Below are 22,147 nucleotides of genomic sequence, written 5' to 3'. Positions count from 1 at the left end.
TCCATGACGGCACCGCGACCAAGATCCGAGACCGCCGCTGCAAGGTACTGGCCGCCGCCTACACCGCCAACCCCGAACGGTTCCACACCAGGCCCGTCCCGCCCGAACTGCCCGACAAGGCCTGGATAAACGAACCACCCAAGGACAAGAACCAGGAGAACAACCAGGCCCAACCCGCAGCCTGAACTGTCTCAACGAGTTTGACAGGCTCCGATGCCGCGACCGCCTGGGACCGCGGCGGGTGTGGGAGTGGGCGTAGGTGCCGAAGGCGGTCGGGACCGGCTCGTCCAGCATCGGCAGATCAAAGCCGGCCACATCCAGGATGTCGATGCTGGCGCGGCCGTCGGCGACGGCCGGGTGAGTGGCAGCGGTGTCAAGGACCCAGCGGGCCACGGCGATGCCACGGCGGCCGGGGCGGGTGCTGCCGACAACGAGGGCGATACGGATCACCAAGGGTCTCCTTGGGTGAGTGGCGGGGGGGTTCACCGGAACTGGTAGGCCCCGACCGATTCCAGATGGGTCACGGACGGCAGCTGGGTGCAGATCTCGTTCAGCGCGGTCCGGTAACGCTGGAAGGAGAGCAGGTGGTGGTGGGCGGCCTCGGCCGGGCCACCGTCGGACTCGATGATGGCCATGAACTGGTCGGTGCCCTCCAGACGGAAGGTCTCGTAGCGCAGTCGCGGCGGTCGGCTGCTCTCCAGGTCCGAATAGACCTGTCGCAGCAACTCGAGGCTGTGGTCGACCAGCTCCGGCTTGACGGCGTAGCGGATCATCACGCGCATTGCGGACTCCTAATGGCACGACGGCACTGGTTGTTTTCGTCGGACAACCTGTCTTTCGCTGGACATGCTGTCTTTCATAGGACGTGCTGTCAAGCGAAGCGGTAGACTCAGAGGCATGCCCCCTACCCGTAAGTACGAGCAGCGGCTGCGGGCCAAGGCCGCCGATCAGACCCGGCGACGCATCCTGAACGCCGTCTACCAGCGCCTCGTCGACGCCCCCTCCGAGCAGGTCAGCATGGACAAGGTCGCCCAGCTCGCCGAGGTGTCCCGCTCGACGATCTACACCGTTTTCGGATCACGCGCGGGCCTGTTCAACGCGCTCGGTATGGATCTGCTCCACCGTGGCGGCTTCACCGACATGGTCACCGCCGTCCTGCAACCCGAGGCCCGGCGCGGGCTCCGCGACGGGATCACCGCCAACGTGCACATGTACGCCGCGCACCGAGACGTACTTCGCGCCCTGTTCTCCATGGCGCAACTCGACGCCGACGCCGTCGGCGGCACCGTGCGCCGCCTTGAGGACGGCCGTACCCAGGGCATGAACGATCTGGCCCAGCGCCTCCACGACCAAGGCGCACTCCGCGATGGGGTCACCGTCGACCAGGCCGGTCACCTACTGTGGCTCCACACCAGCTTCGACGCCTTCGACCTGCTGTTCACAGGACGATCAATGTCTCCCGCCACCGTCGCCACCCTGCTGGCCTACGCCGCCGAGCACGCTCTGTGCCGCCCCGTGTGACCGTGACCGGCAGTGACCGTTGCAGTCGGTGAGACGGGTCAAGGAGTGCCGGGCGGACATCTTGGTCTACGCGCCCACAAGGGCTCCGTTTCGATCGATACCGCTGTTGGCTGCGTCTGAGCGCTCCCGCACTGCCCGGGCGGGGGGGCTGGCTCCGTGTGCTGGCGGGCGTGCCCGAGTGGGACGAGATGGCGGCTCGGTGGCGGATCGCCGGCTTGGTCCGGGCCCCGCGTCCTCCCACGTATTTCCCCGAAACCTGAGCACTCTTGGCCGTAGGTGGTGGCCGGGTCATTCCTGCACGCTGGACGTGTCGAGGTCGCGGACGGTTTGGGCGAAGGCTCGCAGGAGCGGGGCCGCGTTGACGGTGCGCCAGACGAGAGCCCATCGGCAGGGCGGGGCGTCGCGGACGGGGACGTAGACCAGGTTGGGCCAGGGGTAGAAGCGGGCGGCCTCGACCACGGTCGCGGCGACGGCCTGCCCGGAACTGACCGCCGTCAACTGGTCGTGCCAGCTCGCGACTTGCGGCCCGCGCCGGATGGGGCGGCCGGCGGGGGTGTGAGAGGGCTGGAAGACCTCCTCGACGTATGCCGGAACCGCGGACTTGGGCGAGATGAAGGTGCAGTCGCCGAAGTCCTCCAGGCAGACCGATTCGCGCCCGGCGAAGGGGTGGGTGTCGGCGACCATGAGCATGAGGGCGGAGGTGTGCGTGACCGGGCCGACGGTGAAATCGGGTTCGCGGATCGGCAGCCAGAGCAGTCCGAGGTCGATCTCGCCGGAGCGGAGCAGGGAGAGTGGATCGATCGGGTTGATGTCGCGGTGGCGGATCCGGGCGGCCGGGTAACGGGTCCGGAACAGCTCCACGGCCTCCTGGATCATCCAGGCCTGCGGGCCCATGGCGCCCAGGGTCAGCGTCCCCGAGGTGCCGCGGGCGGCGGCGGACACCGCTTCGATCCCGTCCATGATCTGGCGGTAGCCGGCGCCGAGCTCCCGGTACAGGTGTTCTCCGGCGGGGGTGATGCGCACCTTGCGGCTGGTGCGGTCGAACAGCGGAGCGCCGATGCGGCGCTCCTGCTTCTTGATCGATTGGCTGACGCGGGCCTGGGAGACGTGCAGCCGCTCGGCGGTGCGGCCGAAGTGCAGTTCCTCGGCCAGGGCCAGGAAGATCTCGATGTCCCGCAGCTCCACTCGCGCCTCGTTCCGATCCATAACAGCCGGGTTATCGATCAGTTTACGAAGTCCACGTTGATCAAGACCGGTCCTTGGCGGAGAGTGGGACCCGTTCAACGCGCCCGGGCCGCCGCTTGCGCCGCGCCGCCCAGGACGTGGCGAACCCGACCGATCTGCGAAGGACTCTCGTTGTCTCCCGACCCGACCACCGTTCACCCGCTGCCGGCCCACCGCCGGGTGGTGTTCCTCAAAGCACTGGTCAGCTCGCCGGCGATCACCGTGGGCGAATACACCTACTACGACGATCCCGACCACGCGACCGACTTCGAGCACCGCAACGTGCTCTACGCCTACGGGCCCGAGCGGCTGGTCATCGGCAAGTACTGCGCGATCGCGACCGGAACCAGGTTCTTGATGGCCGGCGCCGAGCACCCGACGATGGGCGTGTCCACATTTCCGTTCACCATGTTCGGCGGCCAGTGGGCCGAGGAGACCCTGGACATCGTCACCGAGATGCCCAGCCGGGGCGACACCGTCGTCGGCAATGACGTGTGGTTCGGCTACCAGTCCGTCGTCATGCCCGGCGTGCGGATCGGCGACGGAGCCATCATCGCGGCCGGCGCGGTCGTCACGACGGACGTGCCGCCGTACACGATCGTGGGCGGCAACCCGGCACGCCAGATCCGGCGGCGCTTCGACGACGCCGACGTGGAGCGGCTCCGCCATGCCGCCTGGTGGGACTGGCCCACCGGCCTGATCACCGAGCACGTCCGCACCATCATGGCCGGCACCCCCGCCGACATCGAACGCATCGCCGCCCAGCACCGCCGCGGAGAAGACCGTTGATCATCAGGGAACACGTCGTAGCCGACCGCAGCGGCGGCCCGTATGCCGTCACGACCGGGCCGGACGGGGCGCTGTGGTTCACGCTCGTCCGCGGTGGCGGTATCGGCCGGCTCCTCCCCGGCCAGGAGCCCGGCATCCACCGGCTCGATCCTGCGTGCGGGCCGACGATCATCACGACCGGGCCGGACGGGGCGCTGTGGTTCACCGAGTACCAGGCGCACCGGATAGGCCGGATCGCCCCCGACGGCACGGTCTCTGAGTTTCCGCTGCCCACCCCCCGCTGCGGCCCGTACGGCATCGCCACCGGACCCGACGGCGCGCTGTGGTTCACCCAGACCGCCGCCGACCGGATCGGCCGGATCACCACCGAAGGCCGGGTCAGCGAGTTCCCGCTCCCCGCCACCGGCGCGTTCCCCTCCGCGATCACCGCCGGTACGGACGGCGGGATGTGGTTCACCCTGAATCAGGCCAACGCGATCGGGCGGATCGGCATGGACGGGGCGATCGCCGTCCACCCCCTGCCGACCGAGGCCGCAGCGCCGGTGGGCATCGCGGCCGGACACGATGGCTGCGTGTGGTTCGTCGAGATCGCCGCCGGGCAGATCGGCCGGATGACCACCGACGGGCGGGTGACCGAGTTCGCGCTGCCCGACCGGACCGCCCGGCCGCACGCCATCACGCCCGGCCCCAACGGTGAGCAGTGGTTCACCGAGTGGGGCGGCAATCGCGTCGGCTCCATCACCGGCGATGGCCTGATCCAGGTGTACGACCTGCCCACCCCCCGCTCGGAACCCCACGGCATCACCCTCGGCCCGGACGGCGCCCTGTGGGCGGCGCTGGAAACCGGCGCCCTCGCCCGCATCACCCGATGAACAGGAGACAGGCAGGCGTACCGGTCAAGCTCAACCACACCATCATCGCCGCCGGGGATTGCAACGAATCGGCGCAGTTCTTCCGAGGACTCCCCCGAACTCGCCAGCCGCCCTCATAGGAGCGAGCCCCCCTGCTGGACGGGGCGGTGCCCGAAGACGCGGCGGGCCGCGCCATCGGACTCTCCCGGCCCCAGATCTCTGAACCGCCGGCTCTTACGAAAGGACCTCATGACACCGCAGACGACCTTCGACGCGGGCGCAGAATTCGACCGGCAGGTCCACAACCTGGTCGAGCGCGAATACCCGGCCATGGCCGGCATGACCCCAGAGCAGTTCCGCGCCCTGGTCACGCCCTTGCGGCCTGTCGCCGTGAACGCCGGGAAGCTCGCTTGCGAGCCCGATGCCGGCCGACTGCCCTTCCTGCTGGTGGTGCAGCGCCAGGTCGTCCCGATCGAGCAGATGATGCCGCGCACCACCCTGCACGGAAAGGCCAAGACCGGTTTCGTCGACCATTCCTTCGAACCTGGATCCCTCGAACGCTTCGTCGCCATCAAGGAGGCCGACCTCCCCGACCAGCCGGTCTACCTGCTGTTCGACATCGAACGCGGCGAGGAGTTCTGCGGCGCCATCCCCAACGACGCCATGGAGACCATCGGCGCCCGGGAAAGGACCCTGCTCACCATCGAGGAGGGCATAGCCATGACCACCCAGTTCCCAGAGGTCCTGGTCAAGAACAAATGCTACTCCCTGGGCGGATCACGCTGCGGCGACCGCCGCGTCCCGGCGATATGGATCAGCAAGAACGCCCCCAAACTCGGCTGGTGCTGGGAACGCAACCCCCACACCTGGCTCGGAATGGCCTCCGCCGCCCACCGCGACAGCGTTTGAGAGGGACGAGTCAGGTAGCGCGCGGCGATACTCGATCGCCGCTGCCGAGGGCGACTCCGCCGGCCAGTCCCCGGCTCACCTTCGCCGCCGACATGATCGTCCTCCCCGGAGGTTGACGACCTGCTACACCTGCACATACCCGAACACCCACTTGCGCAGGTCGAGCGGCGCCGCCGACGAGGAAGCCCAATCATCGTTAATGGTCGTGGCGGCTCGTTGACGGCTCGGCAGTCTCGAATCAGATCGGGACGCGGCGACATAAAACAGCGCGCGAATAGGGATTCATGCGGAAAGAACGGCACGCAATAACACTGAGAGTGCCGCCCTGATCTCACGATTTCGAACTTTTAATTCGGAGGTTGCGCAACTCATCATCGCTGCAGGATGACACAGACATAGCGGACGATCGCTTCCGCTTGGCGTCTCCTTGTTCGGCCCGCTTCAAGCAGAACGTTCAGTTCGTCAGTCGGTGCGACGGCGGCTGCGAATCCTGTCGAAGGCGGCGAGGACGGTGTCGTCGGCGTCGTCAAGGGTGTGCAGGTAGCGCTCGGTGGTGGATATGGATCCGTGGCCAAGGCATTCCTTCACGACCTGAAGGTCGGCGCCGCCGGCCAGGAGCCAGGACGCGTGGGTGTGGCGGAGGTCGTGGATGCGGACCTTCGGGTCCGAGTCGGCCTTCTTGAGGGCGGGCTTCCAGATCCGGTTGGGGAACCAGTTGGCGGGGACGTGGCCGTCGGTCTCGCGTCGGCGGGGTTCGCGGGGGCTGCGTTCTTCTTCATGCGCTTGATCCAGGCGCGGACGTGCTCGGGCAGGATGTCCATCATCCGCATCGCGCCGAACTCGGGCATGACGTGCTTGTAGGCGCGGCTTGCCGTGGCGGTCGATGCGTTTGAACGCGTACCCCAACGTCACTCCCCCGAATGATCGTTTGTTAGTCGCTCGTTAATGGACTCTGAAGCGCCCCGGGTCGGATGGAGGCTCGTTTCCCTGAGAGGATCGAGTCATGGCACGTCCGTCCCCCTATCCCCTGAGCTGCGCAGGCGCGCGGCTCAGGATGGTGGCCGAGGTCCGTCCGGACTACCACGGTGAGTGGTCGGCGATGAAGGCGGTCGCGGCCAAGCATGAGTCACCTCGACCGAGACGGTGCGGTCCTGGGTGCGTCGGGCCAAGGTCGACGCCGGCGCCCGGCCGGGGACCACGACCGAGGAATCAGCCGAGCTGCGCCGGGCGAACGAGATCCTGAGCCGATCTGCCGGGTGCTGTCTGCGCACGGCACCAAGACCGCACCGTCCACCTACTACGCCGCCAAGTCACGTCCGGCGTCCGCCCGGGCGGCTTGGATGCCCCCGCGGGCCGCCCGACCGAGGCCGCCGCCCAGCAGCGGTTCACCGAGTTCGAGGCCGAGTGGGGCGACCGCTACCCGGCGATCATCCGGCTATGGCGGGACGCCTGGCCGACGTTCACCCCGTTCCTGGCGTTCCCGACCGAGATCCGCAAGGTCATCTACACCACCAACGCGATCGAGAGCCTGAACGCCCGGTTCCGCCAAGCCACCCGCCGACGGGGGCACTTCCCCACCGAGCAGGCCGCGCTCAAAGTGCTCTACCTGGTCATCCGCCAGCCGCTGAAGAACCGGTCGAACGTCACCGGCAAAACCCCCGGCTGGAAGGCCGCGCTGAACGCCCTGGCGCTGCACTACGGTGACCGCATCACCCTGAACTGAAAGCCGATCACCGCCTCACCCACAGACTTTCAGACAGTCCCCGTCAACTTGACACACCCGCTGGTGTGCAGGCGGTGGCGCCGAATGGGGCCGAAGGTGGTCATGAGTGGTGGGCGATTGATGGCCGGGAGCAGGATGGCGGTATTGCTTTCTAGCTGCAGGAGGGCTTTGTGGGGCGTCCGATCAGTTATGCAGAGGCGGTCAGGATGCTCGGGGAAAGCGAGAGCAAGCTGATCAATCTGCTCGACTGGCTGGCCGGGCTCGGGCTGGCCGGGGCCGGGCTGGATGTGCTGGGGGCCCGCGATGAGGCCGTGCGGCTGGGGCACGCGCTCACCCGCGATCTCGGTGACCGGCTGCGGGGCCTGAACCGCCTGACCCGTACCGAGCGGCTGCGGGCGGCGCACACGATCATCGTCCTGGCGGCCTACTTCGAGACACTCGCGGACGTGCTGCCGCAGGTCAGGCTGAAGCCGGGCGAGCAGGTCTCGCTAACCGGAGCCGGCGAGGACGTGGGACGCCGCGGTGTGGCCCATGCGTTGACGCGGGTGGAGCTGCCCACGCCTGGACCATCGCATACGCACGAGTCGATACGGCGCGAGTTGCTCGTGTACTACGGACGGCTCGGAACGAGTCTGGTCGAGTTCGCCGCCGGGCTGCCCGGAAGGGCGGGTCCGGGGGAGGACGTCCGCGAACTGACCCTGGCCGTGCCTGAGCAGGCCCTGGAAAGATACGAGGAGATGCTGCGCCGACTGGCGGTGGACTGCCCGGAGTTCGGCATCTGGATCGAGCACTGGGAAAGGCGCGCTGCCCAGAGCGAACTGGCGAGCGGGATGGCCGAGCTGGAGCGGCTGCTCGCGTCCATGACGGGCCGGTCCGGTGCACCCCGGAGCGCGCTGTCCCACTCTTACCAGGCATCCCTGCACCGGCCCATCACGGTGGGCGGGGACATCCCGTCCGGCCTGACGATCCCGACCCTGGAGCAGGGATACGTCGACCATCGCCTCCGCGCGGCGGTCATGGACGCCACGGCGCGTCCGAGCCACGACTCCTGGTGGACGGACATTCCGGTCTACGCCCAACCGAGCCGCTTCTTCGCCGGCTACCTGACCTCGCCGGAGGCGGTTGCGTCGCCGCTGCTGGTGCTCGGCCAGCCCGGGTCGGGCAAATCGGTCCTCACCCGCATTTTGGCCGCGCGCCTTCCGGCGGACGACTTCCTGCCCATCGTGGTCGAACTCCGGCAGGCGCCGACCGAGAACGATCTGCAGACCCGCATCGAGGACGCCGTCCGGCAGGCGACCGGCGAGCGGATGTCCTGGCCGCGCCTCGTCGAGGCCGGCGCCGGTGCGCTTCCCGTGGTCATCCTGGACGGTTTCGACGAACTGCTGCAGGCGACGGGCGTCACCCAGACCGACTTCCTGATGAAGGTGACGGCCTTCCAGGAGCGCGAGGCCGACCAGGGCCGCCCGGTCGCCGTCGTCGTGACCAGCCGGACGGCCGTGGTCGACCGCGCGAGGATTCCGCACGGTTCCGTCGTCGCGCGCCTGGAGCCGTTCGACGACGCGCAGATCAGGACATGGCTGGCGAACTGGCGCGAGCTCAACGAGCCCGCCCTGCGGCGACGCGGGCTGAGTTCCCTTTCGGACGACGTGGCACTGGCGCATCGGGAACTGGCCGAGCAGCCGCTGCTGCTGCTGATGCTCGCCTTGTACGACGCGGACGGTAACGCCCTGCACCAGAGGTCGGCGGACTTCGACCGTACGGGCCTTTACGAGCGGCTCCTGCGGGAATTCGCCGGGCGGCAGATCCGCAAGCTGCTTCCCGACCTGGACGACGAGGGGCATGAGCGGGCGGTCGAGCAGGAACTGCTGCGGCTGTCGGTCGTCGCTTTCGCCATGTTCAACCGGCGCAGCCAGTGGGTCTCCGACACCGACCTGGACGCGGACCTCACCGCGCTGCTCGCACCGGAGCGCGCTCAGTTCGGAGACGCCGGACTCCAGGCTCCCTTGTCGGCGGCGCAGATCGTGGTGGGGCGGTTCTTCTTCGTCCATGAGACGCAGGTGACCCGTGACGGGCGGCCGTTGCACACCTACGAGTTTCTGCACGCGACGTTCGGTGAATTCCTCATCGCCCGGCTCGTCGCCCGCATCCTCGGCAGCATGGCGGATCAGGCCGCCATGGCGACCGGGTCACCGCTGGCTCCGCAAATCAACGACGACCTGCTCCATGCGCTCCTGTCCTTCGCGGGACTCACGGCCCGGGCGCCCATCATCGACTTCCTGGCGGGCATGTTCGCCCAACTGGACCCGGCAAGGCGGAAGGCGCTGACCGGGCTGCTGCTCGACCTTTACCGCCGGGCCCTCCATCCGCGTCCCGGCTCCACCCATGATCAATATCGGCCGCGGCCGGCCACCGTCCCGGCGCGGCATGCGGCCTGGAGCATGAACCTCGTGGTCCTGGCGGTAATGGCCGGCGGCGAGCTCACCGGACGGGAACTCTTCCCGGAAGGGGACGCGGGCTTTCCCTGGCGCGTGCAAGCCACCCTGTGGCGATCCCAACTCCTTGGCGAGGAATGGGGCGGCCTCTGCAGGACCATCGCACTTCATCAAGAGTGGGACGGAAGCAGGCGCACCATTCGCGTCACCCGCATGACCGAGGGTTACCAACCCGACTCGCCGGACCTGTACTGGACGTACAACATCCCGCCGGAGCACGAGATGCGCGGCGACATTCTTTTTGATCCGGCGCACGAGCCTTTCCAAATCCGGCTCAAGAGCAGCGTGTTCTGCAGTGCGACGGACGCCTTCATGCTCCACTCGATGGAGCCGTTCGCGAGGGCCTTCCCCACGATCGCCAACCTGGCCGCTCCCGGCGAACGCGCCGTCTCGGTGACCCATGCCCTCCTCGCCGCGCTGGTCGCCGGATTCCGGGACGAGCGGGACCCCGGCGCTTTTGCGGACCTAGCGCGAGTGGTCGTGACCGTGTCGGTGCTCCCCGCGAGGCAGGAGCGGGACCTCTACCTGAAGGCCGCGCTAGAGACCATCCTTTCCTCTCTCCACCGAGGGCTGGCCACGTCACAGGACCTGGCCGCGCTTGAAGGGCTGCGCCTTGACGATTCCCACGACGCGAAGGTCCGCCAACTGTTCGATCAGGTGAATGAAAGACTCCACCTCTGAGCTTGAATCCACGGCGTGATTTCTTGTAGTGGTGGGGGATTGGTCGGCTGTTCTGGGTGCGGTGATAATTCTGCTCAGCGCCCCCTCGGCCTTGCCTTCACGATCTGTTCGGCCGCCAGTTGTTCAGCCACAGGTCGCACATCGTCGGCGTGCACCCCGACGGACTGCGATCAGCCCCGGGCGGTGCGGGATGGTCAAGAACTCCATCGTCGACCTGAACATAGGCCGGCCGACATTGGCCCGAGCATACGGTCGGGCCCCGGACCACTCACTCCAGGCTGTTTCTGCGCACTCTACGACTCCCCTGCCTCACTGGACGCAAGCTCTCGCGCTCGCCGCGATGCCCCCATCACGTCCATGACCAGCAGTGACAGCGCCCCTGGCGCCATCCCAGCAAGGAGGACCGCAAAGCCGACCGGTACATCGCCGTCAAAGAGCAAGATCACCCCTATGACACCGAGCATCACGGGAGCGAGGAGCCAGAGTTGCGGAACGAGGTACTCGCGAGGCCTGTTCTTGATGTAGGCGAGCGTCTGTATCACCACGCCCCAACGCGTGGATGTGGGCACTGCGTCCGCCGCAAAGGCCAACGCAGTCGTCAGCTTGAGGATCCGCGTCGGTCGCATCGCGAGAACCGATTCAAGTTCGGCCGCACGAAGAGCAGCGCGCTCCGGATCGCCCGCGTAGCGTCGGCAGGCGGCCCAGCGCGCCAACCTGACTGCGCACCATGGAGCGATGTCCGTGCACTCGGTGGCGAGAACTCCCGCTGCGACCGCGAGACCGAAGTTGAGCAGTGTCATGCCTCACCTCCGGGCAGTTCTCGTCGAACCGCGAACTTGCGCGCGAGCGGCCGCAGGATCGCCGGCCCAGGTGCCGACCTGCCGAGCGGTCGACGGGCAGGCCCCAGTGCGGCCGGGCGGCGAGCCTCGAGCAGGTCGTAGGCTCTAGCGAGGCCGTTAAGAGTTAGTTCGTAGAAGCGGCGTCTAGGTCTACTCGGGTCGGGGTTGGCGTCTTTCCAGGGCCCTGCGTTCTCTAGCCTGTCGAGGACGCGGTAGATGGTGGGGCCGGCGCGGTGGGTCGTGCGCATGAGGTTCCAGCCGTGCACTTCGAACTGGCGTCGTCTGTGGGCGTCCGGCAGGACTTCGAGGGCGTCCAGCAGGGGGACGGTGACTCTCTCGATGCCGCTCACCTCATTAAGGTACCTAGTACTCCAGCCGCACTTGGAGATCGCAGTTCCATCGGTGAGATCAGGTTGTGCGGGCATGGCCGGTTCCCGGGAAGGCCACCGGTGGTGACTCGACGGTGGCCGGTCGCCGCGTCCGCTGTGTTCTCAGGGACGGGGCGACCGGCCTTCGTCCGGCCGGGTGGCCCGGCTCCTACACCGGTGTCGGCAGGGTCACAGTTCGGACGCGGCGGTGCGGATGGCCGCGAGCCTGGCATACAGGGCGTCGCCAGGGCATTCGGTGGCGTAGCCATCGCGGTGCCCGGAGATCGCGTTGAAGGTGACCTTGGTGCCGTAGGGGTACTTGCCCGTGCCGTCGGGGGCCAGGGAGGTCAGGGTGACCTTGCCTGCCGGATCCTGGCCGGTGAGGCCGAGTTTCCATGCGGCGACCTTGGCGATGGTGTCCTGCACCGCCTGGGCAGGCGCCACGCTGATGTGGGTGCCGAGCACGGCGACACCGGTGGTGTCGGTGTTGAAGCCGTAGGTGTGGGCACCGTGCACGGGGCGGCCGACGCCGCCGCCGCGCCCCTCGAACAGGGTGCCGCACTTGTCGACCAGGAAGTTGTAGCCGATGTCATTCCAGCCGAGGCTGGTGACGTGGTAGGTGAAGATCGACCTGATCACCTGGGGTGACTGGTCGCAGGTGTAGGCGTTGCCGGTGTCGGTGTGGTGGACGAACACCGCCTTGACCGCCTGGTCGTAGTCGGGCGCCGCCTTCACCAGCGACTCGTCCGCGCCCCACTGGGCCCGGGACGCGATCGCCGGACGCGGCGCGGGACCCGCGGTCGCGGTGGGCGACGGGGTCACCGGCTCCCTCGGGGACGCCGACGCGCTCGCCGACTGCGATGCGGTGGGGCCGGCCGAGCCGGTGGGCTCCGCGGTGGTCGGCGTCGGGGTGGGCGTCTGGCTCGGGGACGGGCTGGCCGAGGCCGTCGGTGTCGCCGAGACGGTGGGCTCGGAGGCGGTCGGCGTGGGCGCCGCCGTCGGAGCAGAGGAGCTTGAGGTCGGGCTCGCCGACGGGGTGGGCGTCGCCGAGACGGTGGGCTGCTGACCCTCCGGTTCCGTGGTGGGCGATGCCGAAGGTGTCGTGCTCTCCTCCGGATTGTGCGGATTCCTAGTGGGCACTTGCTTCGGACCCGCGTGCGATGGGCGGCCGCGGCCCCTGTCCCCGGGGTCGACCAGGTCCACCCGCAGCTTGCCGGGAAGCGCGCCGCCCCGGGCTCGGCCCACGACACGCACCTCGACGCCGTCGGACGGCCCGACCCACAGCGGCGCGGTGCCGCCCCGCGATCCGGACCGCTCCGGGGAGCGGGAGTCGGGTGCGTCACCGCCGGGCTCGAGTTTCCGCCAGGGCGACCACGCACCCGTGGCCGCCGAGCGGGTCCGTACCGCGACCGCCCCCTTCAACCCGTCCCGCGCGGTGCCCCAGGTGACGCCGAGCATGCTGAACGGCTCGGTCCCGGTACGCGGAACCCCCGCGGCCGGGCGTCCTTTGGCCCACGCCGCCTTCTCCTGCCCGGAAAGCGCGAGGGTGTGCACCTCGCTCTTGACCGGCCGCATGTCCGACGCGGACGAGACCGGCTTCTCGGCTGGGCGCGTCACCCCGTAAGCGACGGCCCCGGCCACCGCCACCGCCCCCGCGGCGGACACCACGGCCACCCGGCCACGGTTACTTCTGAACACGACGAACTCCCCTGGCGGTCAATCGACATTCACTGCCTTCCCCCGAAAGCGAAAGCATGGACACTAACAGATCCCGCCGACGAATATCCGCCCATCTCAAGACTGGCCCGGCCCCTTTCGCAACAGCCTCCCATTGCATCGGAACGTTGAGTATCCCCAGGTCAGAGGCACTTACCGCAGAGGGTGTGACACATCAGCGACAGCTGGCGCTGTTACATCAGGGAGCGTGCACCCATTCGCACCAAGAGATGACTCTTGGCGATCGAGCGACCCGGCAAAGTGATCGACATTCGCTCGGAACAACCTTTTCAGGAACCGAAACAATTGGGCGGCCAGCGGCCTTTTCCTTGAGTTGGGCACGATCGAGGCGCGGGCTTCCTCGGTGCGGACGCCGGTCGGCAGGCCGACCGCGACGTAGGCGTGCGATTGCGATGACTGTGCCGCCTCCAAAACGGCCCGGGGCCCGGTCCAGGGTGAGAGCCCGGCTCGGACGCCCGGCCGTGCCCTTCGGAGTTTCGACCAGCTCGGCCACGTTCCGCATGACCATGTCCCGGGCCTGGGCCTGCCGGATCACGCGCTTGAGGATCGCGTGCACGAGCCGCAGGCTCCGGGTCGACAACGTGCCCGAGAGCCCGTCCAGCCCGTTCGGGCGCCACCTGCGGCTGCACGGTCGTGTGGGGAAGGTCTCTCGGCCGACGGCTTCCAGCGGCTTGTTTTTCTCACAGTTTCATCTGTAGAAACTAGCACCAGCCGTGAAAATCCCCCCACTGGAGGTTCCGTGACAGCGTCACCGGCACCGCCCGTCAAGCGACGCGACCCGCTCATCGGCCGCGGCTGGGTCCAGGCCGCCGCTCTCATCACCGCTTTCGGCTTCTTCGTCCTGGTACTGATGGGGTTCCAGAGCTACCGGTCGACTCCCCCGATCCCCGAACGCACCGTCGCGGCCGGCGGCGGAACCGTGTTCACCCATGCCGACGTCATGGCCGGTCAGGACGTCTTCCTCAAGAACGGCCTGATGGAGTACGGCTCGATCTTCGGGCACGGCGGCTATCTCGGGCCCGACTTCACCGCCGACTACCTGCACCGCGCGGCCCTGCTGGTCAACCGCTCCCACGGCGGGACCGACACACCGCTGCAGCAGACGATCAAAGACTTCCGGACGAACTCCTACGACGAGGAGTCCGGCACCCTCACCATCTCCGCCGCGCAGGCGGCCGCCTTCAGCGAACTGACCCGGCACTACAGCGAGTTCTTCGCCCAGCCGCAGGGCAAGACCGGACTGCGCCCCGAGGCGATCACCGACCCGGCCCAGATCAGGCAGCTGACCGCCTACTTCGCCTGGAGCGCCTGGGCCTCATCGGTGGAGCGTCCCGGCAAGCAGTACAGCTACACCAACAACTGGCCCGCCGAGCCGCTGGTCGGCAACTCGCCGACCGGGTCCACCGTGGTGTGGAGCGTGATCAGCCTCATCGCCCTGATCGGCGGCACCGGTGCGCTGTTCGCCGCGTTCGGACGCTGGAACTGGCTCGGCTGGCACGGCCGCGACCAGCGCGAACTGCGGTTCAAGGAGCCCCGGACGGTGCCGCTGACGCCCAGCCAGCGGGCGATGGCCTGGTTCTTCTTCGTGATGGCCGGGATGTTCCTCGTCCAGACGTTCGCCGGGGCCGCCGCGCAGCACTACCGGGCCGACCTGGAGAGCTTCTTCGGCGTCCCGCTGGACCGCTGGCTGCCCTACAACGTCATGCGGTCCTGGCACGTCCAGCTGTCGCTGCTGTGGGTGGCGACCAGCTTCCTGGCCGCCGGGATCTTCCTCATCCCGATGATCACCCGCCGCCGGGACCCCAAGGGCCAGGCGAAGCTGTCGTACCTGCTGCTCGGCGCGCTGGTCATCGTGGTGGTCGGCTCGCTGCTGGGCGAACTCGCCGGCATCCACGGCGCCTTCGGCGACCTGTGGAAGTGGATCGGCATGCAGGGATGGGAGTACCTCGACCTCGGCAAGTTCTGGCAGATCCTCCTCACCATCGGCATGGCGTTCTGGGTGGTCATCCTGTGGCGCGGCATGCGGCACCGGCTCACCGGCGAGCACCGCAGCAACCTGCCCTGGCTGTTCTTCTTCGCCGCGCTGGCGCTCCCGATCGTCTACTCGGCCGGCCTGATGACCAGCAACGACACCAACTACGCCATCTCTGACTTCTGGCGTTTCATGGTCGTCCACCTGTGGGTCGAGGATTTCCTGGAACTGTTCACCACGGTGATGGTCGCCTACATCTTCGTGCTGCTCGGCGTGGTCAGGGAGAAGATCGCACTGCGCGTGGTCTTCCTCGACATCATCCTCTACAGCGTCGGCGGCGTCATCGGGACCGCGCACCACTGGTACTTCAACGGCGAACCGGCCGAAGTGCTGGCACTGGGCGCGTTCTTCTCCGCCTTCGAGGTCATCCCGCTGACCTTCCTCACCGTCGAGGCGTGGACGTTCATCCGGCTCGGAGCGCGGCAGGAGTCCAAGAGCCCGACGCCCTTCCCGCACCGCTGGGCGGTCATGTTCCTCGTCGCGGTCGGCTTCTGGAACTTCCTCGGCGCCGGCGTGTTCGGCTTCCTGATCAACCTGCCGATCGTCTCCTACTACGAGATCGGCACGATGCTGACCGCCAACCACAGCCACGCCGCGATGATGGGCGTCTACGGGATGCTCGCCGTCGGCTTCGCGGTCTTCGCACTGCGCTACCTGGTCCCGGAGAAGTACTGGTCCGACCGCCTGGCCTCCATCAGCTTCTGGTCACTGAACGCGGGCCTGGCCTGGATGTCCTTCGCGACGCTGATGCCGCTCGGGATCCTGCAGCTCTACCACTCGGTGGACATCGGCTACTACGACGCCCGCAGCCTGGAGTTCATCGGCAACTCGACCAACGCGCTGTTCGAATGGCTGCGGCTACCCGGCGACGTGCTGTTCATGACCGGCGGAGTACTCCCCCTGCTGTGGCTGACCTGGCAGGGCGTCCGGCACCGGGGACGGCACGTGCCCGGCGAGAGCGGCGGCAGCGCCACGCAACCCGCGGCCGTCCCCACCGGTCCCGACGCGGACGGAGCCCCGCAGGAAGCGGAACTGGCCCTGTTCACCGAGGTCGTCGACCACCCTCAGGCCACCGGCGGGCAGAGCTGAGCGGCCCGGAAGGAATGGGAAGGAGTCGGCCATGCGGTCCGAAGCCGTCTTCATCGCCTGCTACGCACTGCTGCTGGTCGGCGTGGCAGCCGGCCTCCACCGGCTCGGGAAGATCGACACCTCGCCCTGGCGGAGCCGGGCCCTGGCCGCCCACCGGCGGCAGGCACCCGAACCGCCGCCGACCGGCCGGGAGGACTGGCCGCACTCGGAGGCGGGCCGGCTCAACACGCTCATCGCGCTGATCACGGCACTGTCCGCGGTCACCCTCGTGATCGCCGAACTGGCCCGCCACCACCGCCCGGCCGAGATCGCGCTGCTGGGCACGGCCGGCCTGGCCGCGGGCACGAGCACCGCCCTCCTGCTGCGCGCCTTCACGGGCAGACCCCGCACCCGTCCGTGATACCGGCCCCGAGGGCCGGCCGGCTCTGGGGCCGTGGCCGGCGTGCCGCTCGGCACCCGGCACAGGCCGCTCGGCAGGTTCACGCGGCAGCAGGGGTGCGCGGCCCGTTCGCAGGCCCGGAGGCGGCCACGCCTCCGGGCCTTCCGATTCGGCGCGATGTGCGTCCCGCACCGGCCGGTGTCAGGCCGGCTGCCGGTCGGTGCCGCGCACCTCGATCCGGTTCGGCGTCCGTCCGGCCGCGCCGGTGCCGGTCCGGGACGCGCCGCGGCGACGCAGCAGCCGCATGGCGTTGGCGATGACGACCAGGACCGAGATCTCGTGCACGAGCATCCCGATCGCCATGGTGACGCCGCCGACGAGCACGCCCGCGAGCAGCAGACCGACGGTGACCAGCGCGATCGCGATGTTCTGCCGCATGACCGACACGGTGCGGCGGGCCAGGCCGACGGCCTGCGGCAGCTTGGACAGGTCGTCCTTCATCAGCGCGATGTCCGCGGTCTCGATCGCCACGCCCGTACCCGCCGCACCCATCGCGACGCCGATGTCGGCGGTGGCGAGGGCGGGTGCGTCGTTGACGCCGTCGCCGACCATCGCGACCACGTGGCCGCGGGCCCGCAGGTCGCGGACGGCCTCCAGTTTGCCCTCCGGCAGCAGCCCGGCGTGGACCTCGTCGACGCCGACCTGCGCGGCGACGGCTTCGGCGACCCGCCGGACGTCCCCGGTGAGCATGACGACCCTCTTCACGCCGGCGGCGTGCAGGTCGGCGACCATCCGCGCCGCGTCCGGCCGGATGCGGTCGGCCACGGCGACGACGCCGACCGGCCGTCCGTCCACCGACACCGCCATCGGGGTGCGGCCCGCGGCGGCGAGGTCCTGGACCGCGGCGGCCGCCGCCGCGTGCGGGCCCCCCTCGTCCTCCTGCATCGCCAGGTTCCCCACCGCGACGCGGTGCCCATCGAGGATCGCGATGATGCCCTTGCCCGGCACCGGCTCGGTCGCCTCCGGAAGACCGGTGACGTCCAGGCCCTCGGCCCGCGCCGCCTCGACGATCGGGCGGGCCAGCGGGTGCTCCGACCCCGCCTCGGCGCGGGCGGCCCAGCCGAGCACGTCCGCGCGGGTCCACGCCCCGTCCAGCGTCACCACGTCGGTCAGGTACGGCCGGCCCTCGGTCAGCGTGCCGGTCTTGTCCAGCGCGACGGCGTCGATCTTCGCGGACGTCTCCAGGAACTCCCCGCCCTTGATCAGGATTCCGCTCTTGGCGCCGCGGCCGATACCGGCGACGATCGCGACCGGAATGGAGATGACCAGCGCGCCGGGGCAGCCGATGACCAGCAGCGTCAGCGCCAGCACGACGTCGCCGGTCACCAGCCCGAACACCAGCGCCAGGACGATGATCGCCGGGGTGTACCAGGCCGAGAACCGGTCCATGAACGCCGCGGTGCGGGCCTTGGCGTCCTGGGCCTCCTCGACCCGGTGGATGATCCGGGCCAGCGTGGTGCCGGCCCCGACACCGGTCGCCCGCACCTGCAGGAAGCCGCCCATGGAGACCGTCCCGGCGAACACCCGGTCGCCGGCGGCCTTCTCCACCGGGATCGACTCACCGGTGATGGACGCCTCGTCCAATGCCCCCGAGCCGTCGATCACCACCCCGTCGACCGGCACCTTGGCGCCGTTCTTGACCAGCACCGTCTCACCGTGCGCCACCGCGGCGGCGGGCACCTCCACCTGCTCACCGCCGCGGAGTACCACGGCCGTGTCGGGAGCCACCGCGACCAGTTCGGCGAGCGCCGACCTCGTCCTGCTCAGCGTGGCGTTCTCCAGCGCGTGGCCGACGGCGAACAGGAAGGTCACCGCGGCGGCCTCCCAGTACTCACCGATGATCACGGCGCCGATCGCGGCCACCGACACCAGCAGGTCGATGCCGACCATCCGGGCCGTCAGCGCCCGGACCGCGTCGGCCGCGATCCGCCAACCGGCCGCCACCGCCGCCGCGACCATCAGCGCGTCCCCGAGCGCCCCGCCGCCCGGTGCGGACGAGGCCGCGAACGACGCGACGATCAGGACGGCGCTCAGCAGCGGCGTGCTCCACCGCCACGACCCCCAAGCCCGGATTCTGTTCATCTGCTCCCACTCCTCCCGGAAAGGCGTCCCTGTCGACGTCTGATCCGGACGTTAGGCCGGGTCGCCCGGGAGTTCCTTGACGCAGATCAAGCCACCCGCGATCGGGGCCGATGGACGGCGCTCCCGGTCAGCCGGGAACGGCCGCCGCCCGGTCCAGGGCTTCGACATCGAGGATGACGACGTCGCGGCGGCCGCGCAGTTCGATGGCGCCGTCCGCCGCCAGCGCGGCGAGCGACCGGCTGAGGGTCTCCGGCGTCGTCCCCAGGTAGGCGGCGACGTCCTTCTTCGCCAGCGGGAGCCGGACGGCGGGCACGCCGTCCCGCAGGTCGGCGGGCAGGTCGAGCAGATAGGCCGCGATGCGCGCGGTGACATCGGCGGAGGTGACCGCGGCGAGCAGCCGCTCGACGGAGGCGAGGCGGTCCGACAGCGTGCGCAGCATCCGCATGCCGATGTCGGGGTAGTCGTGCAGCAGCGTCGAGAGGTCGCGGTGGTCGAAGACGCACATCCGGCTGTCCTCGAGGGCGACCGCGAAATGCTCGGGCCGGTGGCCGGTCAGGAACGTCCGCTCCCCCACCACGTCGCCCTCGGCCGCCGTGCGCAGGATCTGCTCCTGCCCGCCGGGCGCCAGGTGGCTGATCTTGAGCCGGCCGGCGTGCATCACCAGCAGCCGGGAGACGGACTGCCCCGGGGCGATGACCGTCTCGCCCTTCACCGCGACCACCGGCCGCGCGAACCCGGCGACCTCGGTCTGCTCCCGGCGCGTCAGCCCCTGGAAGATCGGAACACGGGTCACGCACAGGTCCGGCTCCTCCACCATGCCGCCAGCCTGCCACGCACCTCGCCGGACGGTACTTGACCCAGGTCAAGGAAACGGACGGCCCGAATGCTTAGCGTGAGCCCATCACGCAAAGGGACCGGTCCCGGCAAGGGCACCGGGGAAAGGAGATCTGGGCCATGTCCAGTGCAACGACCGTCAAGACCGTCCTCCGCGCCGAGGGTTTCTCATGCCCGTCGTGCGTGCAGAAGATCCAGAAGCAGGTCGGCCGCCTCCCCGGCGTCGACTCGGTGAAGGTCCACTTCGCCTCGTCCCGGATCGAGGTCGTCCACGACCCGGCGACGACCGGCGTGGACGAACTGGTCGCCGCGGTCAGGAAGGCGGGCTATGTTTCCCGTCCCGCCGCCTTCTGACACACCGCGAGCGGGCCCGCTTCAGTAACCGGCGCGACGCCGTAGCCGATGAAGGGTGCCCCCAGTTCCGCGTGCTCTTCCACGAGGGAGGACCGGGCGACCTGATCTTCCAGGTGTTCGCCGCTTTCGGTGGCCAACGGGATCGTCAGGACGGCGATGGTGGCCAGGCCGAGGACCCAGGGGCCGGCAGCCGCCGCGCCTTGGGCGATAGTCGGCATGCTCGACCCTTCAGACGACCGATGATTCGATCATGATGTCCGGAGTCCGAGCCGAGCCACCGCCTCCGCCTGGACATTCAGAGAGTTCTCATGGGACCGCCCCTGGCGCTTACGAAGCCCCGCGGTCGCTGTCGGCTGCGGACTCGTCTCCGGGTCCGTGCTCCGCGCCCCTGGCGGTGCTACCGGGCGGCCGGGCAGAGCAGTCCCGGGCGGCGGCACCGGCGTCGGGGTCTCGGTCCAGTCCGAGGTCCTGGTAGGAGCGGGGGTCCTCGAGCGGCTCGACGTGGGTGAAGACGGTGGCCTGGGGCAGCGAGCGGCGGATGTCGTCCTCCACGGCCTCGGCGAGGTCGTGGCCCTGCTGGACGGTCCAGTCGCCGGGGACGAGGATGTGGAAGGAGACGAACGCGCGGCTTCCCGACTGGCGGGTGCGGAGCGCGTGGAAGTCGACCCCGTCCCGGGTGAAGGACGCCAGCACGTCGTTGACCAGCCGCCGCTCGCCGGCCGGGAGGGCGCGGTCCATCAGGCCGCCGGCTGAGCGGCGGATCAGCACGGTGCCGGTGTAGACGATGTTGACGGCCACGATGATGGCGATGACGGGGTCCAGGCGCTGCCAGCCGGTGGCCGCGACGGCGGCGACACCGGCGATGACGCCGACGGAGGTCCACACATCGGTCATCAGATGCCTGCCGTCGGCCTCCAAGGTGATCGACCGGTGGCGGCGCCCGGCCCGGATCAGCACCAGCCCGACCGCCAGGTTGATCAGTGAGGCCCCGGCCGACACCGCCAAGCCGACGCCGATGTCCTGGATCGGCTGCGGATGGAGCAGCCGGCCGACGGCGGTGCCGACGATGCCGATCGCGGCGACGAAGATCATCATGCCTTCCGCGCCGGCGGAGAAGTACTCGGCCTTGGTGTGCCCGTAGGCGTGCTCCTCGTCCGCGGGCTTGCCCGCCCACCGCAGCGCGACGAGCGCGATGAGGGCCGCGACCAGGTTGACCACCGATTCGAGGGCGTCCGACAGGAGCCCGACCGAGCCCGTCAGCAGCCAGGCGCCGGCCTTCAGGGAGATGGTGGCGACGGCGGCGCCGACCGACAGCCACAGCAGCCGCGTCAACCGCCGCTGCCGACCGGCGGGGTCATCGGACGGAACCGTGAGTGAGGCGCCCAACAGAGTGCTCCTTGGTAGAGGTCGCACGACTCCGTGGAGCCGGGCGGCAGGGACGCTCCAGACGGGACCTTCGGCCCTGAGGTCCGGCGCCCGGGCGCCATACGCTGAGCAGTGACTTGCAGGAACACCAGCCTCGGAGCCGCTTCTGCCGAGGCGGTGCGCCGCACGCCTCCGCGGAGAGGAGGGGGAGCCATGCCCCCGCACTGCGACTCGCTGGACGGACCCGTCGTCACCGCCGCCCGTCAGGCGCTGGAGTCCGATGACGTGCAGGTGGTCCTACCCTACGTCCCGCTCCATGACGAGGACGAGATCCGGTCGGTGTTCGAGAGCGTGCGCGAAGCCCGGGGTTCGGACGAGCGGGCGCGCGAGGTGGCCGACCGCCTGTTCTTCGAGACCGTCGTCCGTCTTCACCGCATGGGCGAGGGTGCTCCGTACACCGGGCTCAAGCCGGCCGGGCTGTCGGTCGGGCCGGTCATCCCGCTCGCCGAACGCGCCATCGAGGACGGCTCGCCTAAGCCCGTCGCGGAGTACCTGACCGAGGTGCTGAACACGCAGCTGGCGCACAGGCTCGCGGAAGTATCGAGGCTGGCCACCGACAAGGACCGGTCCATCGCCGACGCCAGGGCGTACGTGGAGGCGGCGCTCGGCTTCCAGGTCTACAGCCACCACCTCCTGAAGGCGATGGAGGCCCCGCCGCACGGCGAGCACGGCGGCGGCCACTAGCAGGCCGGAACCGGCCCTGTGCAACCGACCGGCCCCGGGAGACGGAGAGCACAGTCGGCGACCCGCGTCATCCC

At 69.4% G+C, this 22,147-nt stretch carries 21 protein-coding genes and 4 pseudogenes; 13 read left to right on the top strand and 12 right to left on the bottom strand.

Going from position 1 to position 22,147, the window contains the following annotated elements; genetic code table 11:
- Positions 1–185: pseudogene (locus E1284_RS41250) on the top strand (hypothetical protein); the annotation flags it as partial.
- Between the two features lie 94 nt (positions 186–279).
- Here the strand turns inward: E1284_RS41250 and E1284_RS43820 are convergent.
- A pseudogene (locus tag E1284_RS43820) lies at positions 280–450 on the bottom strand (NADPH-dependent FMN reductase); the annotation flags it as partial.
- 32 nt (positions 451–482) lie between these two features.
- Positions 483–782, bottom strand: coding sequence for a hypothetical protein (locus E1284_RS06625; RefSeq protein WP_131938090.1), 300 nt, complete (start codon positions 780–782; stop codon positions 483–485).
- A 115-nt stretch (positions 783–897) separates the two neighbouring features.
- Here E1284_RS06625 and E1284_RS06620 point away from each other — a divergent pair, with 115 nt between their 5' ends.
- Entirely contained in the window at positions 898–1,521 is a 624-nt protein-coding gene (locus tag E1284_RS06620; protein WP_165965149.1) for a TetR/AcrR family transcriptional regulator, read from the top strand.
- 288 nt (positions 1,522–1,809) lie between these two features.
- Here E1284_RS06620 and E1284_RS06615 read toward each other — a convergent pair whose 3' ends face one another.
- Positions 1,810–2,727, bottom strand: a complete 918-nt coding sequence (locus tag E1284_RS06615) for a LysR family transcriptional regulator (protein ID WP_243714300.1) — start codon at positions 2,725–2,727, stop codon at positions 1,810–1,812.
- Positions 2,728–2,877: 150 nt separating this feature from the next.
- Here E1284_RS06615 and E1284_RS06610 point away from each other — a divergent pair, with 150 nt between their 5' ends.
- The 3 genes from E1284_RS06610 to E1284_RS06600 all read left to right on the top strand — a co-directional run bounded on the left by E1284_RS06610 (position 2,878) and on the right by E1284_RS06600 (position 5,294).
- Positions 2,878–3,534, top strand: a complete 657-nt coding sequence (locus E1284_RS06610) for a CatB-related O-acetyltransferase (protein WP_131938089.1) — start codon at positions 2,878–2,880, stop codon at positions 3,532–3,534.
- Positions 3,535–3,536: 2 nt separating this feature from the next.
- The gene (locus tag E1284_RS06605; protein WP_481726174.1) at positions 3,537–4,406 is read left to right on the top strand and encodes a Vgb family protein; all 870 of its coding nucleotides are present in this window, start codon (positions 3,537–3,539) and stop codon (positions 4,404–4,406) included.
- A gap of 228 nt (positions 4,407–4,634) precedes the next feature.
- Positions 4,635–5,294, top strand: a complete 660-nt coding sequence (locus tag E1284_RS06600) for a DUF5701 family protein (protein WP_131938087.1) — start codon at positions 4,635–4,637, stop codon at positions 5,292–5,294.
- A gap of 462 nt (positions 5,295–5,756) precedes the next feature.
- Here E1284_RS06600 and E1284_RS43940 read toward each other — a convergent pair whose 3' ends face one another.
- Together E1284_RS43940 and E1284_RS43935 are read right to left on the bottom strand one after the other, a co-directional pair.
- Positions 5,757–5,993 (bottom strand): tyrosine-type recombinase/integrase, encoded by a 237-nt coding sequence (locus tag E1284_RS43940; RefSeq protein WP_424923470.1) that lies wholly within the window; start codon positions 5,991–5,993, stop codon positions 5,757–5,759.
- The gene (locus E1284_RS43935; RefSeq protein WP_424923469.1) at positions 5,879–6,124 is read right to left on the bottom strand and encodes a hypothetical protein; all 246 of its coding nucleotides are present in this window, start codon (positions 6,122–6,124) and stop codon (positions 5,879–5,881) included. The genes E1284_RS43940 and E1284_RS43935 overlap by 115 nt, the downstream gene beginning before the upstream one ends.
- 115 nt (positions 6,125–6,239) lie before the next feature.
- Here E1284_RS43935 and E1284_RS42940 point away from each other — a divergent pair.
- The 3 genes and pseudogenes from E1284_RS42940 to E1284_RS06585 all read left to right on the top strand — a co-directional run.
- Positions 6,240–6,578, top strand: a pseudogene (locus tag E1284_RS42940) (hypothetical protein); the annotation flags it as partial.
- A gap of 73 nt (positions 6,579–6,651) precedes the next feature.
- Positions 6,652–7,017: pseudogene (locus tag E1284_RS06590) on the top strand (transposase); the annotation flags it as partial.
- Between the two features lie 170 nt (positions 7,018–7,187).
- A complete protein-coding gene (locus E1284_RS06585; RefSeq protein ID WP_131938086.1) occupies positions 7,188–10,190 on the top strand; it encodes an NACHT domain-containing protein in 3,003 nt (1,000 codons plus the stop codon).
- A gap of 293 nt (positions 10,191–10,483) precedes the next feature.
- On the opposite strand, the gene E1284_RS06580 is transcribed toward E1284_RS06585, so the two are convergent.
- From E1284_RS06580 to E1284_RS41245, 3 genes are all read right to left on the bottom strand, one after another.
- Positions 10,484–10,990, bottom strand: coding sequence for a hypothetical protein (locus E1284_RS06580; protein WP_131938085.1), 507 nt, complete (start codon positions 10,988–10,990; stop codon positions 10,484–10,486).
- Positions 10,987–11,379 (bottom strand): PadR family transcriptional regulator, encoded by a 393-nt coding sequence (locus E1284_RS06575; protein ID WP_131938084.1) that lies wholly within the window; start codon positions 11,377–11,379, stop codon positions 10,987–10,989. Before E1284_RS06575 ends, E1284_RS06580 begins: the two co-directional genes overlap by 4 nt.
- A 207-nt stretch (positions 11,380–11,586) precedes the next feature.
- Positions 11,587–12,219 carry a peptidoglycan recognition protein family protein gene (locus E1284_RS41245; protein WP_165965148.1) on the bottom strand — a complete coding sequence of 211 codons (633 nt, stop codon included), beginning with the start codon at positions 12,217–12,219 and terminating at the stop codon, positions 11,587–11,589.
- On the opposite strand from E1284_RS41245, the gene E1284_RS41240 reads away from it, so the two are divergent.
- From E1284_RS41240 to E1284_RS41235, 3 genes are all read left to right on the top strand, one after another.
- Positions 12,203–12,463, top strand: coding sequence for a hypothetical protein (locus tag E1284_RS41240; RefSeq protein ID WP_165965147.1), 261 nt, complete (start codon positions 12,203–12,205; stop codon positions 12,461–12,463). The genes E1284_RS41245 and E1284_RS41240 overlap by 17 nt on opposite strands.
- Positions 12,464–13,873: 1,410 nt before the next feature.
- The gene (locus E1284_RS06565) at positions 13,874–16,255 is read left to right on the top strand and encodes a nitric-oxide reductase large subunit (protein ID WP_207923597.1); all 2,382 of its coding nucleotides are present in this window, start codon (positions 13,874–13,876) and stop codon (positions 16,253–16,255) included.
- A gap of 31 nt (positions 16,256–16,286) precedes the next feature.
- Positions 16,287–16,655 carry a hypothetical protein gene (locus E1284_RS41235; RefSeq protein ID WP_165965146.1) on the top strand — a complete coding sequence of 123 codons (369 nt, stop codon included), beginning with the start codon at positions 16,287–16,289 and terminating at the stop codon, positions 16,653–16,655.
- A gap of 180 nt (positions 16,656–16,835) precedes the next feature.
- On the opposite strand, the gene E1284_RS06560 is transcribed toward E1284_RS41235, so the two are convergent.
- Together E1284_RS06560 and E1284_RS06555 are read right to left on the bottom strand one after the other, a co-directional pair.
- Complete coding sequence (locus E1284_RS06560) at positions 16,836–18,776, bottom strand: heavy metal translocating P-type ATPase (protein WP_131938082.1); 1,941 nt, start codon at positions 18,774–18,776, stop codon at positions 16,836–16,838.
- A 127-nt stretch (positions 18,777–18,903) separates the two neighbouring features.
- Positions 18,904–19,593 (bottom strand): Crp/Fnr family transcriptional regulator, encoded by a 690-nt coding sequence (locus tag E1284_RS06555; protein WP_243714298.1) that lies wholly within the window; start codon positions 19,591–19,593, stop codon positions 18,904–18,906.
- A gap of 137 nt (positions 19,594–19,730) precedes the next feature.
- Between E1284_RS06555 and E1284_RS06550 the strand changes: the two genes are divergently transcribed.
- Positions 19,731–19,964, top strand: a complete 234-nt coding sequence (locus E1284_RS06550) for a heavy-metal-associated domain-containing protein (RefSeq protein ID WP_131938081.1) — start codon at positions 19,731–19,733, stop codon at positions 19,962–19,964.
- On the opposite strand, the gene E1284_RS06545 is transcribed toward E1284_RS06550, so the two are convergent.
- Complete coding sequence (locus E1284_RS06545) at positions 19,937–20,182, bottom strand: hypothetical protein (protein ID WP_131938080.1); 246 nt, start codon at positions 20,180–20,182, stop codon at positions 19,937–19,939. The genes E1284_RS06550 and E1284_RS06545 overlap by 28 nt on opposite strands.
- Positions 20,183–20,291: 109 nt before the next feature.
- A complete protein-coding gene (locus tag E1284_RS06540; RefSeq protein ID WP_243714297.1) occupies positions 20,292–21,350 on the bottom strand; it encodes a cation diffusion facilitator family transporter in 1,059 nt (352 codons plus the stop codon).
- Between the two features lie 192 nt (positions 21,351–21,542).
- On the opposite strand from E1284_RS06540, the gene E1284_RS06535 reads away from it, so the two are divergent.
- On the top strand, positions 21,543–22,073 hold the full coding sequence (locus E1284_RS06535) for a DUF6448 family protein (protein ID WP_207923596.1): 531 nt from the start codon (positions 21,543–21,545) through the stop codon (positions 22,071–22,073).
- Positions 22,074–22,147: the final 74 nt, after the last annotated feature.

Origin of the sequence: Actinomadura bangladeshensis (assembly GCF_004348335.1) — a bacterium.
Lineage (GTDB): Bacteria > Actinomycetota > Actinomycetes > Streptosporangiales > Streptosporangiaceae > Spirillospora > Spirillospora bangladeshensis.
The sequence above is the reverse complement of the archived record's forward strand: the minus strand, read 5'-3'. Positions and strand labels throughout refer to the sequence as shown.